Source organism: Pseudomonas sp. P5_A2_2 (genome assembly GCF_054177685.1).
On sequence record NZ_JBGCUL010001290.1, the window covers coordinates 1 to 1,107 of the forward strand.

General features: G+C 58.2%; 2 protein-coding genes. Both read left to right on the top strand.

What is annotated here, in order from left to right; all coding sequences use genetic code 11:
- Positions 1-344: Hsp33 family molecular chaperone HslO (locus ACXRVY_RS30860; RefSeq protein WP_458239189.1), on the top strand; the 344-nt coding region annotated here is incomplete at its 5' end.
- A 180-nt stretch (positions 345-524) separates the two neighbouring features.
- A partial coding sequence (locus ACXRVY_RS30865) for a phosphoenolpyruvate carboxykinase (ATP) (RefSeq protein ID WP_458239190.1) occupies positions 525-1,107 on the top strand: 583 nt, incomplete at its 3' end.

The window sequence follows — 1,107 nt, forward strand, 5'->3', positions numbered from 1 at the left end:
CTGCCAGCTGGCAGCACCTCACCGCATTGGCCACTACCCTGACCGCCGATGAACTGCTGGGCCTGGACAACGAAACCGTGCTACATCGTCTCTACCACGAAGAGCAGGTGCGTCTGTTCGATGTGCAGAAGTTGCGCTTCCGCTGCAGCTGCTCGCGCGAACGTTCAGCCAATGCGCTGGTCAGTCTGGGTAAGGAAGACGCGCAGCAATTGGTCGTCGAGCACGGTGGCAACATCGAGATCGATTGCCAGTTCTGCAACCAGCGCTACCTGTTCGACGCGGCCGATGTCACTCAATTGTTCGCTGGTGCGGGCATCGAGACACCGTCAGATACCCGTCACTGAAACGTTTCAGCGCAGGTAAATTCACTGCCTTGCGCCGGATTAACGCCGTTACGACAGGAGGGGCCTACTCTTTTTGGGCTTTTCTGGCATAATCCGGCCCACTTTTTTCGCGGTAGTAGTGCACGACTTTCTACTACAAAAACGTTTGGAGCACTCGGCCACTGGCCGACGGGGAACCTCATGACGCAAGCCAATAACGCCGTGTACACCGATCTGAGTGTTGATGATCTGGTTAAAGAAGCCCTCAACCGCGGTGAAGGCGAGCTTGCCGATACCGGCGCACTGGTTGTTCGTACCGGTCACCGTACCGGCCGTTCGCCAGTCGATCGTTTCATCGTTGAAGAGCCAAGCACCCAGGCTGCCATCGCCTGGGGCCCGATCAACCGCAAGTTCCCGGCCGACAAGTTCGACGCCCTGTGGGCTCGCGTCGAGGCATTCAACAACGCGCAAGAGCATTTCGTTTCCCACGTGCACGTAGGTGCTGCTTCCGAGCACTACCTGGCCGTGAAGATGACCACCCAGACTGCCTGGCAGAACCTGTTCGGCCGTTGCCTGTTCATCAACCCGGCTCAGTACAACCCGGCGGGTCGTGACGAGTGGCAGGTGCTTAACGTTGCCAACTTCGAGTGCGTGCCAGAGCGTGACGGCACCAACTCCGACGGCTGCGTGATCCTCAACTTCGCACAGAAGAAAGTGCTGATCGCCGGCATGCGTTACGCCGGTGAAATGAAGAAAGCCATGTTCTCGGTGCAGAACTTCCTGC